At 60.2% G+C, this 17,603-nt stretch carries 14 protein-coding genes and 1 pseudogene; 11 read left to right on the forward strand and 4 right to left on the reverse strand.

The genetic code is table 11. The annotated features are described in order from the left end of the window. Positions 1 to 128 precede the first annotated feature (128 nt). Positions 129 to 500: a hypothetical protein gene (locus tag PY650_RS25785; RefSeq protein ID WP_285882430.1), complete on the forward strand. Its 372-nt coding sequence runs from the start codon at positions 129 to 131 to the stop codon at positions 498 to 500. A gap of 246 nt (positions 501 to 746) precedes the next feature. Next, positions 747 to 1,946, forward strand: coding sequence for an MFS transporter (locus tag PY650_RS25790; protein ID WP_285882431.1), 1,200 nt, complete (start codon positions 747 to 749; stop codon positions 1,944 to 1,946). A gap of 36 nt (positions 1,947 to 1,982) precedes the next feature. Here PY650_RS25790 and PY650_RS25795 read toward each other — a convergent pair whose 3' ends face one another. Together PY650_RS25795 and PY650_RS37695 are read right to left on the reverse strand one after the other, a co-directional pair. Beyond that, the gene (locus PY650_RS25795; RefSeq protein ID WP_490390931.1) at positions 1,983 to 2,354 is read right to left on the reverse strand and encodes a DUF4143 domain-containing protein; all 372 of its coding nucleotides are present in this window, start codon (positions 2,352 to 2,354) and stop codon (positions 1,983 to 1,985) included. Next, a pseudogene (locus PY650_RS37695) lies at positions 2,346 to 2,474 on the reverse strand (DUF4143 domain-containing protein); the annotation flags it as partial. The pseudogene PY650_RS37695 and the gene PY650_RS25795, both read right to left, overlap by 9 nt. Before the next feature lie 111 nt (positions 2,475 to 2,585). Here PY650_RS37695 and PY650_RS25800 point away from each other — a divergent pair. The 4 genes from PY650_RS25800 (at position 2,586) to PY650_RS25815 (ending at position 7,632) form a co-directional block, all read left to right on the forward strand. Further along, positions 2,586 to 2,846: an AAA family ATPase gene (locus PY650_RS25800; RefSeq protein WP_285882432.1), complete on the forward strand. Its 261-nt coding sequence runs from the start codon at positions 2,586 to 2,588 to the stop codon at positions 2,844 to 2,846. A gap of 459 nt (positions 2,847 to 3,305) precedes the next feature. Continuing rightward, complete coding sequence (locus tag PY650_RS25805; protein WP_285882433.1) at positions 3,306 to 5,150, forward strand: MFS transporter; 1,845 nt, start codon at positions 3,306 to 3,308, stop codon at positions 5,148 to 5,150. Between the two features lie 151 nt (positions 5,151 to 5,301). Continuing rightward, a complete protein-coding gene (locus PY650_RS25810) occupies positions 5,302 to 6,693 on the forward strand; it encodes an FAD-binding oxidoreductase (protein WP_285882434.1) in 1,392 nt (463 codons plus the stop codon). 222 nt (positions 6,694 to 6,915) lie between these two features. Continuing rightward, on the forward strand, positions 6,916 to 7,632 hold the full coding sequence (locus PY650_RS25815) for a hypothetical protein (protein ID WP_285882435.1): 717 nt from the start codon (positions 6,916 to 6,918) through the stop codon (positions 7,630 to 7,632). A 162-nt stretch (positions 7,633 to 7,794) separates the two neighbouring features. On the opposite strand, the gene PY650_RS25820 is transcribed toward PY650_RS25815, so the two are convergent. Continuing rightward, on the reverse strand, positions 7,795 to 8,757 hold the full coding sequence (locus PY650_RS25820; RefSeq protein WP_285882436.1) for a dihydrodipicolinate synthase family protein: 963 nt from the start codon (positions 8,755 to 8,757) through the stop codon (positions 7,795 to 7,797). Positions 8,758 to 9,055: 298 nt separating this feature from the next. Between PY650_RS25820 and PY650_RS25825 the strand changes: the two genes are divergently transcribed. The 5 genes from PY650_RS25825 (at position 9,056) to PY650_RS25845 (ending at position 16,290) form a co-directional block, all read left to right on the forward strand. Next, on the forward strand, positions 9,056 to 9,772 hold the full coding sequence (locus PY650_RS25825; RefSeq protein WP_285882437.1) for a GntR family transcriptional regulator: 717 nt from the start codon (positions 9,056 to 9,058) through the stop codon (positions 9,770 to 9,772). A gap of 235 nt (positions 9,773 to 10,007) precedes the next feature. Next, positions 10,008 to 11,078, forward strand: a complete 1,071-nt coding sequence (locus PY650_RS25830) for an HlyD family secretion protein (protein WP_285882438.1) — start codon at positions 10,008 to 10,010, stop codon at positions 11,076 to 11,078. Next, on the forward strand, positions 11,078 to 13,417 hold the full coding sequence (locus PY650_RS25835; RefSeq protein ID WP_285882439.1) for an ABC transporter permease: 2,340 nt from the start codon (positions 11,078 to 11,080) through the stop codon (positions 13,415 to 13,417). Before PY650_RS25830 ends, PY650_RS25835 begins: the two co-directional genes overlap by 1 nt. Continuing rightward, positions 13,407 to 14,399 (forward strand): HlyD family secretion protein, encoded by a 993-nt coding sequence (locus tag PY650_RS25840; RefSeq protein ID WP_285882440.1) that lies wholly within the window; start codon positions 13,407 to 13,409, stop codon positions 14,397 to 14,399. The genes PY650_RS25835 and PY650_RS25840 overlap by 11 nt, the downstream gene beginning before the upstream one ends. Before the next feature lie 676 nt (positions 14,400 to 15,075). Beyond that, positions 15,076 to 16,290: an SfnB family sulfur acquisition oxidoreductase gene (locus tag PY650_RS25845; RefSeq protein ID WP_285882441.1), complete on the forward strand. Its 1,215-nt coding sequence runs from the start codon at positions 15,076 to 15,078 to the stop codon at positions 16,288 to 16,290. Between the two features lie 74 nt (positions 16,291 to 16,364). Here the strand turns inward: PY650_RS25845 and PY650_RS25850 are convergent, their stop codons facing one another. Beyond that, positions 16,365 to 17,573: an acyl-CoA dehydrogenase family protein gene (locus PY650_RS25850; RefSeq protein WP_285882442.1), complete on the reverse strand. Its 1,209-nt coding sequence runs from the start codon at positions 17,571 to 17,573 to the stop codon at positions 16,365 to 16,367. Positions 17,574 to 17,603 lie beyond the last annotated feature (30 nt).

Here is a 17,603-nt window from a genome sequence, read left to right on the forward strand (position 1 = left end):
GCAGATTTGGGCCAATGTCCTCGCGACATGCCGTCTTAGCAATTGCATCAGGATACGGCGCGCAACCCCGGAGGAACCGCGAACTGCCCCCATCGTTATGACTTCAGGTATAGCGATGGAGAAACACCATGGAAATCGCAGGAAAACCCGGTTCGCATGCGCTCAGTGCATTTTTTGATGAAGAGTCCGACGCTGAAAAGGCGTCGGAAGAGCTCCAGAAGGCCGGCATATCGAAAGATGCCATCACCATGACGCCTGGAAACCGGCCCGGCATACCACCGATCGATCATCTCGGCTTCATTGACGCCTTGACCGGGCTTTTCTTCACGGACAAGCAGCGCAAGACCTATGCCGAAGCGCTTCGACGCGGCGGCGTCCTGGTAACCGTGCAAGAAGTCAGTAAGGAGCAGCACGACGCCGCGCAGACAATCCTCATGGAAAGGGGAAGCATCGATATGGATGAGCGCGTCGAGGAATGGCGGCGCTCGAATTGGAACTAGGCGCTATGCGCGCGGCGTTCGGCCAGCTCTTCATTGAAGAGGGATCGATCGTCGGCTCAAGCAGCGATTGCTGAAGCGCTCATGTGAATTGGTGCGCCGGACAACCGTCCACGAGACAAATAAAATGAAAGGAACTTGTCGAAATCGCGCTGGTCCGAGCGTCTTTAGGGAATGGGCCGGCGCAGCCGAATAGGCGCGTCCATGCCGCATTAAAGATCGATCGCACAAATATGGGGTTTAGCGGATATGAGCGTTTCCTATCGTTGGGTCATCGTGGCTGCCGGCGCGCTAATGACCTGCGTCGCACTTGGCGCAATGTTTTCACTTGCTATTTTCCAGGTGCCGATTGCCGCCGCCACCAGTTGGTCACATGCCGGCATTGCGAGCGCGATGACGCTCAATTTCCTGGTGATGGGTCTGGGTGGTTTCCTTTGGGGCACGGCGACCGATCGTTTCGGCCCTCGTATTGTCGTGCTGACGGGCGCAGTGCTATTGGGGCTCGCGCTTGTTTTGGCGAGCCGCGTGGGATCATTGCTCGAATTTCAATTGACCTACGGCATTCTCGTCGGCCTTGCGGCCAGCGCATTCTTCGCGCCGATGATCGCGGCCACCACCGCATGGTTCGAAGAAAACCGCAGTCTCGCCGTTTCGCTGGTCTCCGCCGGCATGGGCGTTGCACCAATGACGATTTCGCCCTTCGCCCGCTGGCTGATTTCGGCCTATGATTGGCGGACGGCCATGATGCTCATTGGTATTCTAGCGTGGGTGTTGTTGGTGCCGGCAGCGCTTTTGGTGCGACGCGCGCCAGCAGTTGCAGGCGGCCCGTCTGCCGACCCCGCAGCCGAAGGGCCCACTGTACCGCTCGGACAGATATTCCGATCGCCGCAATTCCTCGTTCTCGGCGGAACCTTCTTTGCCTGCTGCGCAGCGCATTCGGGACCGATCTTCCACATGGTGAGCTATGCGACGATCTGTGGCGTAGCCCCGATGGCAGCAGTCAGCATCTACAGTGTCGAGGGGCTGGCGGGGCTCGGCGGCAGACTTCTATATGGCACGCTTGCAGACCGGTTTGGAGTCAAGCCAGTCCTGGTCACGGGCTTGCTGGTGCAGGCCGCCGCACTCGCGACCTATCTCTTTGTCAGCCAGCTCGGCGAATTCTATGCCCTCGCAGTCATCTTCGGCAGCGCCTATGGCGGGGTTATGCCGCTTTACGCGGTGCTGGCACGCGAATATTTCGGCCCGCGCGTCATCGGCACGGTTTTCGGCGCCGCAACAATGCTGTCGAGCATTGGAATGGCATTCGGTCCGCTGGCGGGCGGTTGGATCTTCGATACCTTCGAGAATTACTCCTGGCTCTTCATCGGATCATCCATGGTCGGGCTCGGCGCTGTCGCTATCGCGCTTGCCTTTCCGCCATTGCAACGCATCAGGCTTCAACCGGCATAACCCAGTTTCCAGCATCAATGCGCAGAACCGAAATGATCAAGGCCCCCATAGACACGAGATGGGGGCCGCGTAGAGCCGGTCGCCGAATGGTAGGATTTTGTCTCCATCGTAAAGAACAAGCCCGATGCGAAAGGCATCACTGGCCACCTGCCCAATTTTCCGCAGACCCTTAAAATCCGCATTCGTGACAGTGGCAGCGGCCTTGATTTCGATACCGACGATGGCGCCGGTGTTGTCTTCAAGAACGATATCAACCTCGTCCTGGTCCTTATCGCGATAGTGGTACAGGGCAGGAGCAGTCTCGCACCACGTCGCCAGTTTGAGGACCTCGCTCACCACGAAGGTTTCCAGCAGCGGCCCAAAGGGGGAGCGGTTTGTGGCGATCCGGTCCGGAGCAACGCCCAACATGGCGGCGAGCAGTCCGGAATCCAGAAAATGCAGCTTCGGCGTTTTTACAAGCCGTTTGAGCTGGTTACGAAACCACGGCTCAATCCGCCTCACGAGAAAGAGTTGCTCGAACAGCCCGACATAACGCGAGGCTCTCTGCTACGGTCGGAAGAGTGAGAATATTCGCCGATCCCGTGAGCAGGAATCGTCCCGGCCGACGATCGTCATCGACGGAGCGTAACCAAGCAAATCTTGGCAGCTCTCGTCGATACACCCGTCGTGTTGGTCAACGGTCCGCGGCAGTGCGGCAAGACCACTATGGTGCGTAGGCTGATGACGGTCGATCGGCCTTACTTCACCCTTGACGACGACACCACCCTTGCTTCGATCCGTGCTGACCCGGCGGGCTTTGTCCGAGACCTCGACGTGTCGACCATCGATGAGGTACAGCGCGCACCTGACCTATTACGGGCTATCAAACGCTCGTCTAATCCGGAATTCAACATCGTCTGATCCGGATTCTAGTGCATCTGATTCGGACTCAACGTCCGTCCAATTCGGATTGAATGCCGTCCGATCCGGAATTGCCATGAAAAGACGGCTTTTGCGTGTGCTTCGTCTCCGTCAACCACGGCCGCTCAGGAATGAGCGATACCGAGGACTACCTTGCCCGCGCTTGCCGCCTTACACACAGTTTTAGACCATGGTCGCAAGTTGCGGCCATTGCATTTTTCAATTTTTGCTTAACACTTCTCTTGTGCATCGGGTGCGTGACCTCTGGGGGGAGGAAATCCAGAGACGCGCACCGGCGCTGGCATATCGCGCCAGTCCGGCTGGGGAGCCTATGTGCGACGTCAATATGGAGGACATGGCACGCGTCTGCTGGCCATGTCCTTAGTGCAATTGGGAGGAATAAAAATGGTAACCACCTCTGTAGGTGAGACTTCTGGTCGGGGTACTTCTGGTCGAGGTATGACCAGGGAAGAGAAGAAGGTGATATTCGCATCTTCGCTCGGAACTGTCTTCGAATGGTATGACTTCTATCTCTATGGCTCCTTGGCCGTGTTCATCGGTGCTGCCTTTTTCAGCGATTATCCGGAGGCAACCCGCAATATTTTCGCACTGCTCGCATTCGCGGCCGGCTTCCTTGTCCGGCCATTCGGTGCGCTGGTGTTCGGACGGCTTGGCGACCTCGTCGGCCGCAAATATACGTTCCTGATCACAATCACGATCATGGGCCTGTCGACTTTCCTAGTCGGTGTTCTACCCGGCTCGGCCAGTTGGGGCATCATTGCCCCGGTCATCCTGATCGCATTGCGCCTGCTGCAGGGCTTGGCGCTTGGTGGCGAATATGGCGGCGCGGCGACCTATGTCGCCGAACACGCGCCCAACGACCGGCGCGGCTACTACACTTCCTGGATTCAAACGACGGCAACCCTTGGGCTTTTCCTGTCGCTCATCGTCATCCTCGTGGTGCAGAATCGGTTGGGCAAGGACGCCTTTGCCGACTGGGGCTGGCGTATCCCCTTCATCGTATCCTTCATCCTTCTCGGCATTTCCGTGTGGATTCGCCTGTCGCTCAGTGAATCGCCGGCCTTCCAGAGGATGAAGGAAGAGGGCAAGGGCTCCAAGGCACCGCTGTCGGAAGCCTTCGGGCAGTGGAAGAACGCCAAGATCGCCCTGCTCGCGCTTCTCGGCCTCACGGCCGGTCAGGCTGTTGTCTGGTATGCGGGCCAGTTCTATTCGCTGTTCTTCCTGCAGAACGTGTTGAAGGTCGATGGCCAGTCAGTCAACATCATGATCGCCATCGCGCTCCTGATCGGCACCGGCTTCTTCGTGCTGTTCGGTTGGCTGTCCGACAAGATCGGCCGCAAGCCGATCATCATGGCCGGCCTTGCCCTGGCGATCCTGACCTACTTCCCGTTGTTCAACGCCTTGACCTTTGCGGCAAATCCGGCTCTCGCCCAGGCACAACAAACGATCCGCGCCACCGTCACCGCAGCGCCGGGCGACTGCACATTCCAGTTCAACCCTGTCGGCACAGCGAAATTCAACAACTCTTGCGACATTGCCACCTCGTTCCTGTCCAGGAGCTCCGTCCCCTACGTCATCGTTCAAGGTCCCGCCGACCAGCCGGCGACGGTCAAGGTTGGCGAAACGACCGTCACTTCATTCAACGCCGTCACCGCGGGCGCGGGCGCGGCGGCAAAAAGCGCAGCATTTGCGCATGATCTGAACCTGGCCCTGCAGAAGGCCGGCTTTCCGCTCGCACGCGATCCGGCAAAGGTGCCGGACGCCAAGCTTGACAGCTTCATTGCGGCAAACCCTGAACTTGGCCTGAATGCGGCCACGATCCGTGCCGGCGAAAAGACGGTCGTGCCGGTTACCGATCTGGTCAAGGCGAAGCTGCTCACTGCAGAACAAGCTGCCGGGGCAACGGAAATGCCTGTTTTCAGCATAGCGAACGCTGGTGCGTTCAAAATGGTCGCCGATCCCAATGCAGTCAATTGGCCGCTCACGATTGCCATTCTCACCATTCTCGTCATCTATGTGACCATGGTCTATGGTCCCATCGCCGCGATATTGGTTGAGATGTTTCCGACCCGAATCCGCTATACCGGCATGTCCCTGCCCTATCATATCGGCAACGGCTGGTTCGGCGGCCTGCTTCCAGCAACGGTCTTTGCGATGAGTGCCGCCAAGGGGGATATCTATTACGGCCTTTGGTATCCCATTGCGGTTGCGGCGATGAGCTTGGTGATCGGCCTTATCTTCATCCGCGACACAAAGGGCATTGACCTTAACACCATCCAATAGCAACGCGTCAAAGCCCGGCGGGAACCGTCCCGCCGGGCTTTTTATCTCTGCTATCTGGCTATATTCGGCCTCGCGCCGTCTACGGATACTTACCTCTGCCAATTCTGTTATCAGAATTGACAAATGTTTTCGGGTAAATCGAGGCCACGTGATGAGAGAAGCTTTCCTTCAATCGCTCAAGGACGAACTCGGCAGCGACGTCATTTTCGGTGCCGACATCCCCGCGCGTTTCCACAATGACTGGGCTGGACTCGAACCCATCGTGCCATTTGCCCTGGTCCGCGCGCGCACCACCGAACAGGTCTCCGCGACGCTTCGGCTTTGCGACCGCTTCCGGATATCGGTCGTGCCGCAAGGCGGTTTGACCGGACTTGCCGGCGGTGCTCGTCCGATCGAAAACGGCATCGCGCTCTCGCTCGACCGCATGAATGGCATTGATGAGATCGATCCCGTCATGGCGACGATGACCGTGCAGGCAGGAACGCCGCTCAGCATCATCCAGGCGGCTGCGGAGGAAACAGGGCTTTTCTTCGGCCTTGACCTCGGCGCTCGCGATTCCTGTGTCATCGGCGGCAATCTCTCAACCAATGCCGGCGGCAATCGTGTCATTCGTTTCGGCATGGCGCGCGAACAGGTGCTTGGCATCGAAGTCGTTTTGCCAGACGGCACAATTGTGCGGTCGCTCAACAAGATGCTGAAGAACAATGCCGGCTACGACCTGAAGCAGCTTTTCATCGGATCGGAAGGGACACTTGGCGTCATCACCCGCGCCGTATTGCGCCTTCAGGCAAAACCCGCCGCTCTCGCAACCGCCTTTTGTGGATGCCCCGATTTTCCGGCAATGCTCGAATTGCTGAAAAGCGCGCGGCAGCGCATGGGGGCGGCTCTTATATCCTTCGAGGTCATGTGGCCGAGTTTTTATGATTTCATGAGCGGCAATCTGCCCGACCTGCGCCGCGCCTTTTCCGAGCCGCACGGCATCTACGTGTTGATCGAAGCGGCCAGCCGCGATGCCGACGAAAACCGGGCAATGCTCGAACAGGTACTGTCCGACGCGCTTGAGCAGGGCTGGGTATCAGACGCCATTCTGCCGTCCTCCGAGCGCGAGACACGCGATCTGTGGGCAGTCCGAGAAAGCGTCTCCGAATATGGACGGCTGATGGGGCCGCAGACGGCTTTCGATGTCGGATTGCCCACCGGCGCCGCCGGCCAAGTAGTGAGAGACATCGAAGCCGCGATAAAGGGCCGCTGGCCGGATGCGATCGCGCTGAGTTACGGCCATATCGGCGACAGCAACCTGCATCTGGTCTGCAATATCCCTTCGGCCGGCGGGACGCAGCCGCATAAAGAGATCACCGAGCTTGTCTTCGGTGCAGTCAGACAGGCGGGCGGCACGATTTCCGCCGAACATGGGATCGGCCTCCAGAAAAAGCCCTATCTCAGGCTTTCCCGCACACCGGAAGAGCTGGCGCTAATGGAGCGTATCAAGCGTGCCATCGATCCGAACAACATCCTCAACACCGGCAAAGTGCTGTCGATTTGAGACGATTGCGCGACATGCCGTCGAGCGGGCATTTCAGGTCGATGCGGGTGCGCTTTCGAGCGAACTCGTTTGCGCGCTGGCTTTCCATCTAGAGAAGGATCGCGAGATAGTTTACGTTTAAACTTGTTTTTTCCGCTGCCCGACTCGATACTGAAATCTCCGCGGTGGGCCATGGATTCCGGCTCGACCGCACAGTTTCATCGCGAGCACGGAGAGTTCAATATGGCTTTCGCCTATCTTGCTTTTTTCGAAAGCGCCGACGATGGCGATCTTGCCGTCAGCGAAACCGAACGCGAAACCGCTGCAGCGATCATCAAGGCAACACCGGGCCTCATCTCCGCCAACATTTATACGCCCGAAACAACCAACGACATGTACAACAAGACGGAGCAATCGCCGGTATTCGGCATGCAGCTCTATTTCGAGGAACTGACAGACCTCGAAAATGCTGTCGGCGCGGCGGGCCACTTACAGCAGCTTGCGGCACCCGGCATTCTCACTAGCATAAAAGGCGCAAAGGCGACGCAGCAGGCGATGTATGTGCGGCCTTTTCCGGTCGACGACAACAGACTCCGTACCGGCGAGAACGTGTTGCCGTGCAGCTACGTGGTCCACTATACAGGTCCGGCCGAGGACCTTAACGTATGGCTGCATCACTATGTCAGCCACCATCCCCAGGTGATGCGAACCTTTCCGGACATCCGCCAGATCGAGGTTCTGTCCCGCGTGGATTGGTGCGGCTTCCTGCCCTGGGAGCGCGTCGACTATATGCAGCGCAACCGGGTGATGTTCGATAGCCCGACCGCGTTGCAGGTGGCATTGCAATCTCCGGCGCGCATAGCCATGCGAGAGGATTTCAAGACCTTCCCGCCGTTCGAAGGCGGCAATTCGCATTATCCGATGGCAACGCGGATCATCGTCCCGAAAACGGACGCCTAAGGCCTGATATAACGGCGGTCGAGCTCGGCCATCGAGCCGCGTCGGAGAAGCACAGCAACACAATCACAAACGAGGCCGGAGCATCAGAACAAATGCTCCGGCCTTCCAATCTACGAGACCACCGATGTGGTGCACTTCCATTCAAGTTTCGTCAGTCGCCTCTCAGGATTTCCACTTCTGAACCGCGCCCGGAAGCTTGCTCCACTCGGCATACCACGTGTTGAACAGCTTGTATTGCGCCTCCACATAGCCTTGCTGGCTCTCGGTCAGCGCGTCGGTTTCGTTGAAGTGGAGCGCATATTCCTTGTCGCCCTTCAGCACCATCATGTGCTTGAAGTAGAGCACGAGGTCCGGCCCTTCGTCGAAGGACGACAGGACACCTAGCGCCTGTTCCAGTTCATGCGCGCGCAGGCGGGCATCAACATCGCCGGCCGCGGCGGCCTGCGCGAGGTTGCAGAGATGGAGGACTTCTTTGGGAAGCACGTTGCCGATGCCGGTGATGGCGCCAGTCGCACCGCAATTGACAAACCCGTGGAAGACGGCCGTATCGACGCCGATCATCAGCGATACGTCATCGTCACGGCTGGTGATGTTTTCGGCGGCATAGCGCAAATCAGCGGGACCGCCGAATTCCTTGAAGCCGACCAGATTGGAATGTTCGGCGCGCAGCGCGAAAAACAGATCGGCGCGGGTAGCAAAGCCGTAATAGGGGCTGTTGTAGATGACCGCCGGCAGATCGGGAGCAGCCGAGAGGATCGCCTTGAAATGCGCTTTCTGGGCGACGAGCGACGGGCCGCGCGACAGGACGCGCGGGATGACCATGAGGCCCTGTGCCCCGACCTTCTGTGCATGCGCGGCATGCGCGACCGCCGAGGCGGTATTGACGGCGCCCGTGCCGACGATGACCGGCACGCCGGCCTTGACGAGGCGTTCGACGCCTTCCATGCGCTGCTGGTCAGTCAGCAGCGGCCAGTCACCCATCGAACCGCAATAGACGACGGCCGACATGCCTTCAGCGATGAGTTGCTTGCCCTTGCGGACCAGCGCCTCGAAATCCGGGCTGCGGTCTTCCTTGCAGGGGGTCATGAGCGCCGGGACGACGCCTGTAAAAATCTTGGCTTTCATTCAATATCCTCTGGGACTGCGGGCCTCGTGACACAATCGTCCGCCTGGAAAGGCTGAGCCTCGCAACGGTCATAGCTCCTTGTATTCTATTTGTCGACATAAATCGTAAAATGCTATAGAGATTTGCAGGGAACGTGCGGACGGGGAGCGCAGCCTGACAACCGCCGTCGCGCGTCGCTGGCGGCGGCGCGACGGCGGTTGTCAGGGCCCGCCGGGGGCACCCTGCTTGACGAGGCGGCATCCGTGGTCGACAAGCTGCATTCATCCCGGTGGCGGTTCCGAGAAAAGAGGACGAGAAATGGCGCATGTCGAATCTGAAGAAAGCGATTTTCGTCGCGCGCGCGGCACCGGCACTCAAAGTGTCTATACGGTACTGCGCAAGGAAATCCTCGATATGACGCTGCCGCCGGGCGACGCGCTGGAGGAAGTCAGGCTCTCGGAACGCTTCGGCATGTCGCGTACACCGGTCCGCGAGGCGCTGCTGCGACTCTCCGGCGAGGGCCTGGTTACGACACTGCCGAACCGTAACACGATCGTCTCGCAAATCGACTTTGCGGCATTGCCAACCTATTTCGACGCCCTGACGCTGATGTACCGTGTGACCACGCGCGGTGCAGCGCAGCGCGCAAGAGCCGAGGCCATGGGCGATATTCGAAAGCGACAGGAGGAATTCGCCGCCGCCGTTACGGCCCGCGATGCCCTGGCGATGATCGAGGCAAACCGCGAATTTCACGTCGCTATCGCCGAGCTTGCTGGCAACTCCTATTATACGGCCTTCTTCAGCCGGCTCCTTGACGAAGGACGGCGTATTCTCCGGCTCTATTACCGCACCTTTGACGACCGGCTGCCTCGCCAATATGTCGACGAGCACGAAGAGATGATCGCCGCGATCGAGCGGCGCGAGGTCGAACTTGCCGACAAGCTTGCCTCCAAGCATGCCGAACAGATCGTTAAGCAAATCCAGGATTATCTCGCACGCGATCTCAACGACCCGATCGACCTTTCGGCCGGGTAGACCAGCGTCCCGTTTGCGCATCGAGCGGGTATTGGCCCCAGTCTGATTACCGCCGGAACGCACGATTGTAATTGCTGATGAGCTGCGCGGCATCCGGCGAGAGCACTCGATGCGGATATTCGAGAAAGTCAACTGCCCCTGCGAGCCGGCGAGCGGCAAACTCCCCTTCACCGGGGCCCCCAAAGTGAATTAAGGTGGACACAGGCAAAGTGTGCCGGGTCAAGGAGAGTTTGCGATGGACGACCAGGGGCAGTCTCGAACCGAACAGGCCGGTCCGGCCGAGAATTCCTCTTCGCCACCCGACAAGCCCGGGCCTCACTCGGGCTCTTCCCGCACAGCCGCCCTCATCGTCACCGTGACGGTTGCGGCGATCGTCGGCTTGTCTCTGTGGTATCTTGTCCAGCCTCAGCCCTTGCTGGTGCAGGGAGAGGCTGATGCCACGCGCATCGACATCGCCGCCCGTGTCGAAGGTAGGGTCGGCGAGCGACCGGTGGATCGCGGTCAGAACGTGGCCGCCGGCCAAGTGCTGGTGAAGATCGACAATCCTCAAATCATCAGCCAGCTGAAACAGGCGGAAGCGGCAAAAGCAGTCGCTATCGCCGAACTCGCCCGCATCGATGCCGGCATCCGCCAGGAAGTCGTCGCGCAGCGCAAGGCGGCAATCGCCGCGGCCGAGGCCAATCTGGTACTCGCCCAGCAGACTTACAACCGTACGAACGAACTGACCACCAAGGGCGTCGCCTCGACGCAGACGTTGAACGAGGCAACAGCATCGCTCGATGTGGCAAGGCGCAGCCTCGAACAAGCAAAGCTCGCCTATGACGAGGCCGTTGCAGGCTACACCAAGGAAGAGCGTGGCGTTGCGCAAGCCGACGTGGATAAGGCGGCAGCAGCGGTTGCCACCCTCAATACCCAAGTCAACGAGATGACGGTGACGGCGCCGGTCGGATCGCAGGTCTACCAGGTGGGTGCCGAAATCGGCGAGTTCGTATCGCCCGGAGTGCCCCTTCTCTCGCTGGTGGACCTCAGCGATGTCTGGCTAAGCTTCAATCTGCGCGAAGACCTCGTGAAGGGCCTTAAGGTCGGCGATAAGCTCGATGTCCGCATTCCCGCCCTCGGCGATCGGCTGGTGCCGGTCGAGATCAGGACCATCGCGACCCGCGGCGAATATTCCGGCTGGCGGGCGACGCGTGCGACCGGCGATTTCGACCTGCGCACCTTCGAAGTGCGCGCCTATCCGACCGAGAAAATTCCAGAACTTCGTCCCGGCATGAGCGCCTATCTCCAATGGAGCGGTGAACGCTGATGTCTCAGCACGCAACCCCGGGTCTTTTTGCGGTCGTCTCGCGCGAGGTGACGTGGATCTGGCGCGACCGGGTGGCGCTGCTGCTCGTGCTCGCCATTCCGCTGATCGCCTTTTCCATCCTGACCGCAACCTTTAGCAATGCGGTGGTCCGAAATCTCAGCGTCGACGTGGTCGACATGGACCACTCCGATACGTCGCTGCGCTTCATCCAATCCATCGATGCCGCGCCTTCCGTCGCCGTGGCGCACCGATCCTCCGATCTTGACGGCGCCATGCACTCGATCCGCTCGGGTGCCGCGATTGCTGCGGTCTATATTCCCGAGAACTTCGAGCGAGATATTGATGCGGCTAAACGCCCGCAGATCGTGATCTTCTACAACAAACAATATTTCTCACCCGGCAATATCGCATCGGGCGGATTGCAGGCGTCGATCGCAGCGGCCGTTGCGACACTGCCCAGACAGGCAGGCGGAGGCGGATACCGCCCCGGGCCACTTATCACCGAGCAATATGTGCTCACTAATCCCGCCCTCAACTATGTGCAGTTTCTGTTGCGCGCCATTCTGCCGACTGTGCTCCATGTTTTGACGGCGATCGCGGGCGGCTATGCCGTCGGCTCCGAATTCGGATCCCGCAGCGTGCGGGCGTGGCTGGACGCCGCGGGCGGCAGTCCCCTCACAGCGCTAATTGGCAAGCTCGCACCCTATTTCGGCATCTTTGTCCTGATGATGGTCGTGGGGCTCGGCATCATTCACGGACTGAATCAGATTCCCTTCCGCGGCGATGCCGTTCTGATGGGCGCTTCTGCTCTTCTTCTCGTCATAGCCTATTTGTCGCTCGGGGCGCTGCTCCAGTTGCTCGTCAGGAACCTCCCCCTCGGCCTGTCGTTGACCGGCATCATCTGCTCGCCCGCATTCGGCTTTGCCGGCGTTGGCTTTCCGGTTCTCGCAATGGGTGGTTTTGCGCGGGTCTGGGGCGATATGCTGCCGCTTCGCTGGTATATCCAGATCCTGTTCGATCAGGCCGCTCGCGGCGTACCCGCCTCCGACTCCGTGCGGCCATTCATGGCGCTTGCCGCTCTCGCCGCCCTCTATTTCGCGCTATCCTGGCTGCGGCTGAACGCCGTAGCCCGCGCGCCCGACCGCCATCCGGAGCCAGCCGCGGCACAGCCTGTCGCGCAGCCAGGCATCGTCGGGGCGTTCGTGGCCGAATACAAACGCGTGCTTGGCGACAGCGCGGTCTTCGGCCTTATCGTGCTGGCGCCGGTCATCTACGGCGTATTCTACCCCCAGCCCTATCTCGGGCAGCTGGTCCGCAAAATCCCCGTGGCGGTCGTCGACGACGACACGACGAATCTGAGCCGATCGCTCATCCAGATGATCGATGCCGACGAGGCGACCCAAGTGGTGGCTCGTCCGAACACGCTGGAGGCCGCCCAGGCCGCACTCGCCCGGCGCGAAGTATTCGGCATTGTCGGGATCCCGGAAGGCACGGAGCGCGAAGTTCTGAAAGGTGCCGGAGCTCGGCTGCCGATCTATGTCGATTCCGCCTACTTCCTGCTCTACAATCGCACCCTGCAGGGCATAACGGAGGCGGCAGCGACCGCCTCCGCGGACGTCGCGGCGGGCACAGCAAGGGGCGATGGGAGCCTGTTTCGGGCCGCACTCGTCAGGAACTCGCCAGTCGAAATTCTGAATCAGCCGCTATTCAACCCGACTGGCGGCTATGCCAGCTACGTCGTGCCCGCCGCCTTCATCCTGATCCTGCAGCAGACCCTGCTGATGGGCGTGGCCACGCTCGGCGGCGTTGCCTTCGAACGGGGAGGACAGGCGTCCCGAGGCGGTCGTGGCCGACCGGCGGCAGTGTTGGGTCAGGCGCTTGCGCATCTGCTACTCGTCCTGCCCGGCTTCGCGCTCTACCTGATTATCCTGCCGCGCATCTACGGGTTCTCGACGAATGGCCGCCTTCCGGACATGCTGGCGCTCGTCATCCCCTTCATCCTTGCTGTGAGCTTTTTGGGGCAATTCGTCGGATCGTGGTTCACTCGACGCGAGACGGCGGTGCTGCTGTTCATCGCCATCAGCCTGCCGCTGTTCTTCCAGGTGGGCGTGGCCTGGCCGCTCGAGGCGATCCCCAAGTCGATCCGCATCGCGAGCCAAGTGCTGCCGAGCACTTCGGCGATCGACGGCCTGGTGCGAGTGAACCAGATGGGCGCGTCGCTGGCCGATGTGCGCAGCAATTGGCAGGCCCTGTGGGCGCTGGCGATCGTCTACGCGGCTTTCGCCATGGCCTCTGCGTGGTGGGCAACGAGGCACGAAGGAGGCAAGAATGAAGGCTAGGATGTTTGGACGCTCCGTCTTGCGCACGCCGCTGCTGATGGCGTCGCTCGTCGCGGCTGCGCTTGGCAGTGGGGCGGCCACCTTCGCCGGCGACACCGGCGCGACCGGTAATGCCGCGCCCGGCATGGTCCAGCGTACCGAGATCCGTATCGCGCCGGAGGTCGGCGGGCGGCTGCTCAGCCTTGTCGCCCGGCCGGGCCAGCTTGTGAAGCGAGGCGACCTGCTGGCAACGCTGGACAGCCCGGAACTGGCCGCTGCGCTGGGAGAAGCCAAGGCAGCAGCAGCCAGCGCCAAGGCGAACCGCGACCACGTCTATGCCGGCGTTCGCTCGGAAGAAGTGGCCATGGCCGAGCAATCGGTCAAAACCGCCGAGGCAAACCTTCTGCTCGCCCAACAGCAGAACACGCGCGCAGCCGCGCTCTTTGCGAAGGGCTCCGGCAGCCGTCAGGTCCTCGACGATGCCGCGGCGCAACTTCAAAAAGCGCAGGCGGATCTCGATCTCAAGCGCGCCCAGTTGACCGCAGCAAGCGCCGGCCCGACCAAGGAGGAACTCGCGCTTGCCGACGCCCAGGTGGCGGCGGCCCTGGCAGCTGTCGATCAGGCACAGATTGCCTTCAACAAGACGCACCTGACGGCGCCGGCGGATGCCACCGTCGTCATTCAGGTCGCAGAACTGGGTGAGGCCCTGTCCCCCGGTACACCCGTGATGACGATCGAGCCGGAGGGTCAGAGATGGTTTGCCTTCACGCTGCGCGAAGATGCTTTGAAGGATCTGACGATCGGCAAGACCGTCACCTTGAAGACGAACAGCGGCACCATCGAGGCACGCGTCACCGAACTTCGGCCACTTGGCGAATTTGCCACCTGGCGGGCAGCGCGCGCGGTCGGCGATCACGATCTCAACAGTTTCTGGCTGAGGCTCGATCCCACCAGCGGTGACAGCGGCCTGGAGCCCGGCATGACCGTTTGGCTTCCAAGATGAACCCCTTGCTTGACTAAAAAAAGGCCGCCTTTGCAGAGGCAAAGACGGCCTTAAGCGCGGACGGGGGGCGGAGGTCCGCTGGCTTCGGGCGAGGAACCGAAGCTTATGTCCACGGCGGCTTGGGAGGTGTGCGTCGGGACAGGATCGACTGTAGCTCGGTTGGCCGGACCGGCGTAGTATACACTGGTGTAATGCGCCTAGAACCTGCGGTTAGCCGGGCCAAGTCTCTTGCCGCCCCTCTTAACGGCCGGAAATGATCTCCGGCCTTATGCCCCAGATTTTGCCATCACAGAAGCTACGAAGTCCGTGAACAACTGTTGACGAAAGCTTGGCATCCTGCCTGAAGCGTGAAGGGCCTGAAACGGGACTGTTGGCAAGGCTAGTTGAGGAAGTAACTCGACAAGCAAACCATTATCAATGTCATCCTCGACAATGTTTGATCAGGTAGGCGCCTCCGACACCGGCGACCGCAGCATCACGTAGTTACTAAGGCGACGTCTCCCGTCGGAAATAGCGTTTTATTATCTAGATATTTTATAGAAATTATGTCTTTGCTGATCGAGCGAATTTTCTGCCAAGATTAAGGTCAGATACGTCGGCGCCGGCCTGTTGCCGTCGCCAGTCGACAACGTTACCGACCGGCGCCATTGCTCCGGCGCAAATCAGGAGCTAACGCGTGAACGCGCCCTTTCCGAACCATGAATTACGGCCGGTAGCACACCGACTCGCGAGCCCCGAGGAGGCCATACAGATTGCGCATGAACTTGCGCAAGAATTCGCAGTTAAGGCGTCGCAAAGAGACAGCGCTAGGCGACTTCCTCACGATGAAATGAACCGCCTGTCGGCCTCCGGCCTCCTCGGTGCGGCGGTGCCGGGTGAATATGGCGGGCTCGGCGTCTCGAACGCCGTTCTTGCGGAGATCACCGCCATCATCTCCGAGGCTGACGGCTCACTTGGACAGATTCCGCAAAATCACTTCTATATTCTCGAGGCGCTGAGAACCGACGGCAGCGAAGAACAGCGGAGCTTCTTCTTTGCTGAAGCCCTTGCCGGAAGGCGATTCGGCAATGCTCTTTCCGAGCGCGGCACCAAGACTGTCGGTCACTATAACACCCGCATCGCTCGCGACGGCGACGGCTACCGGATCAATGGTACCAAATATTACTCGACCGGCGTCATCTTCGCCGACTGGATCACCGTCTTCGCGCTCGATGACGAGGAAAGACTGGTCATGGCCTTCGTACCCAAGGGCGCCGACGGCGTGGAAATCGTCGACGATTGGGACGGATTCGGGCAGCGGACCACGGGAAGCGGGACGACAAGGTTGAATAATGTCTTCGTCAAAGCCGAAGCGGTCGTCTTTCACCATAGAGGCTTCGAGCGCCCCTCGACCATAGGCTCCGTGGGCCAGATCATCCATGCCGGCGTGGATCTCGGCCTTGCCCGTGCTGCTTTCTCCGAAATGCTCGATTTCGTGCGAACCAAGTCCCGTCCCTGGATGGATAGCGGCGTGGACAGAGCTTCGGACGATCCCTTGACGATTGCAAAGACCGGGCAGATCGCTATCCGCCTGAAGGCTGCGACGGTACTTGTCGCCCATGCCGGACGAAAGGTCGATGCCGCGCAGGCCAATCCGAACGAGGAAAACGTTGTCGAGGCAAGCCTTGCCGTTGCCGCTGCCAAGGTGCTGACGACCGAGATCGCCATGGAAGCCACCAACACCCTGTTCGAACTCGCCGGCACCTCCTCAGTCAAGGCTAATCTCAATCTCGACCGCCACTGGCGCAACGCCCGCACCCATACGCTGCACGATCCCGTTCGATGGAAATATCACGTTGTCGGCAACTACCATTTGAACGGCGTAATCCCGCCGAAGAACGGCGCTCTTTGATCTTTTCGAGAAAACAAAGACCCCATTTCAGCGGCCGGGAATGGGGTCTTCGGTTACGCAGATTTCAGTCGAGATCAGCTGTATAGGCTGACCTCGGGAATCCTGTCGTTTAGCACGAATTGGCCGACTTCCTTGGCCTTGTAGAAGACCGGATCGTGCAGCGTGTGCGTGCGCACATTGCGCCAGTAGCGATCGAACCGATATTTCTCCGCCGTCGAACGAGCACCTGTCAGTTCGAACACCCTAGAGGTAATGTCGAGCGAGACTTGGGTCGCGTGTACCTTGGCCGCATAGGCCTCCGCGGCCGCCTCGCCGCGCTCGCGGGCCGAAACGCCATGACCCCTGGCGAGTCCCGACTGGACAGCGGCGGCGGCAGCATCCGCCAATGCTGCAGATGCCTTCAGCTGGGCCGTGAATTCGCCGACGCGTTCCAGAATATAGGGATCGTCGGTAGCGCGCTCGACACCAGATGTCACCCATGGCCGTGTCGTCGTGCGGACATAATCGGCGGCCTCCCGCAAGGCGCCTTCCGCCGTGCCGAGGTAGAAGTTTACGAAGACGAGCTGGATCAGCGGGGTGTTGAAGGTCGCAAGGACGGGCGGCGACGCGTCGGGCGCGGCGGGAGGAGCGACGAAATCCTCCTCATAGACCGGGAAATCGTGAAACTCGACGCTGCCGCTATCGGAAAGTCGCTGGCCGAAATTGTCCCAATCGTCATTCGCCTTGTAACCCGGCCGGTTGGTCGGCACGGCAAAACCCACAACCTTGTCGTCGAGGGCGGCATGCGCATTGATGTAGTCCGAGACATGTGCGGCGGTGGAAAAGGACTTGCGGCCGTTCAGCACGTAGCCGTTGCCACGCCGGCTTAGAACGAGACCAGGATCGCGCGGATTGACGGCGGCACCCCAATAGAGGCTCTTCGCAACCGTATCGGAACCGAGCGCTTGCGCCCGTGCCTCGTCGAAAGACCAGTAGACATACTGGCTATTGACATAGTGATAACCAAGCAACTGGCCGATGGAGCTTTCGCCGCGGGCGAGGATGCGTACCAGCCGCAGGCCATCGACCCAGTCGAGGCCCCCGCCACCGATCTGGCGAGGGTGGAGCGCACTCAAGAGGCCGGCACTCTTCAGCTTCACGATCTCCTCCAGCGGCGGACGACCGGCGCGATCGAGTTCGGCGGCGCGCCTTGAAAGATCAGCCGAAATATCCTCAGCACGCGCAAATATCTCCTCACGCGTTCCGTTGCGGGTGGTGGCAAAGACGACATTGGACTGGCTCATGGATTAAAACTCCAATTCATGGAAAAAGCC

The organism is Martinezella calliandrae (assembly GCF_030272695.1).
GTDB classification, from domain to species: Bacteria; Pseudomonadota; Alphaproteobacteria; order Rhizobiales; family Rhizobiaceae; genus Rhizobium; species Rhizobium calliandrae.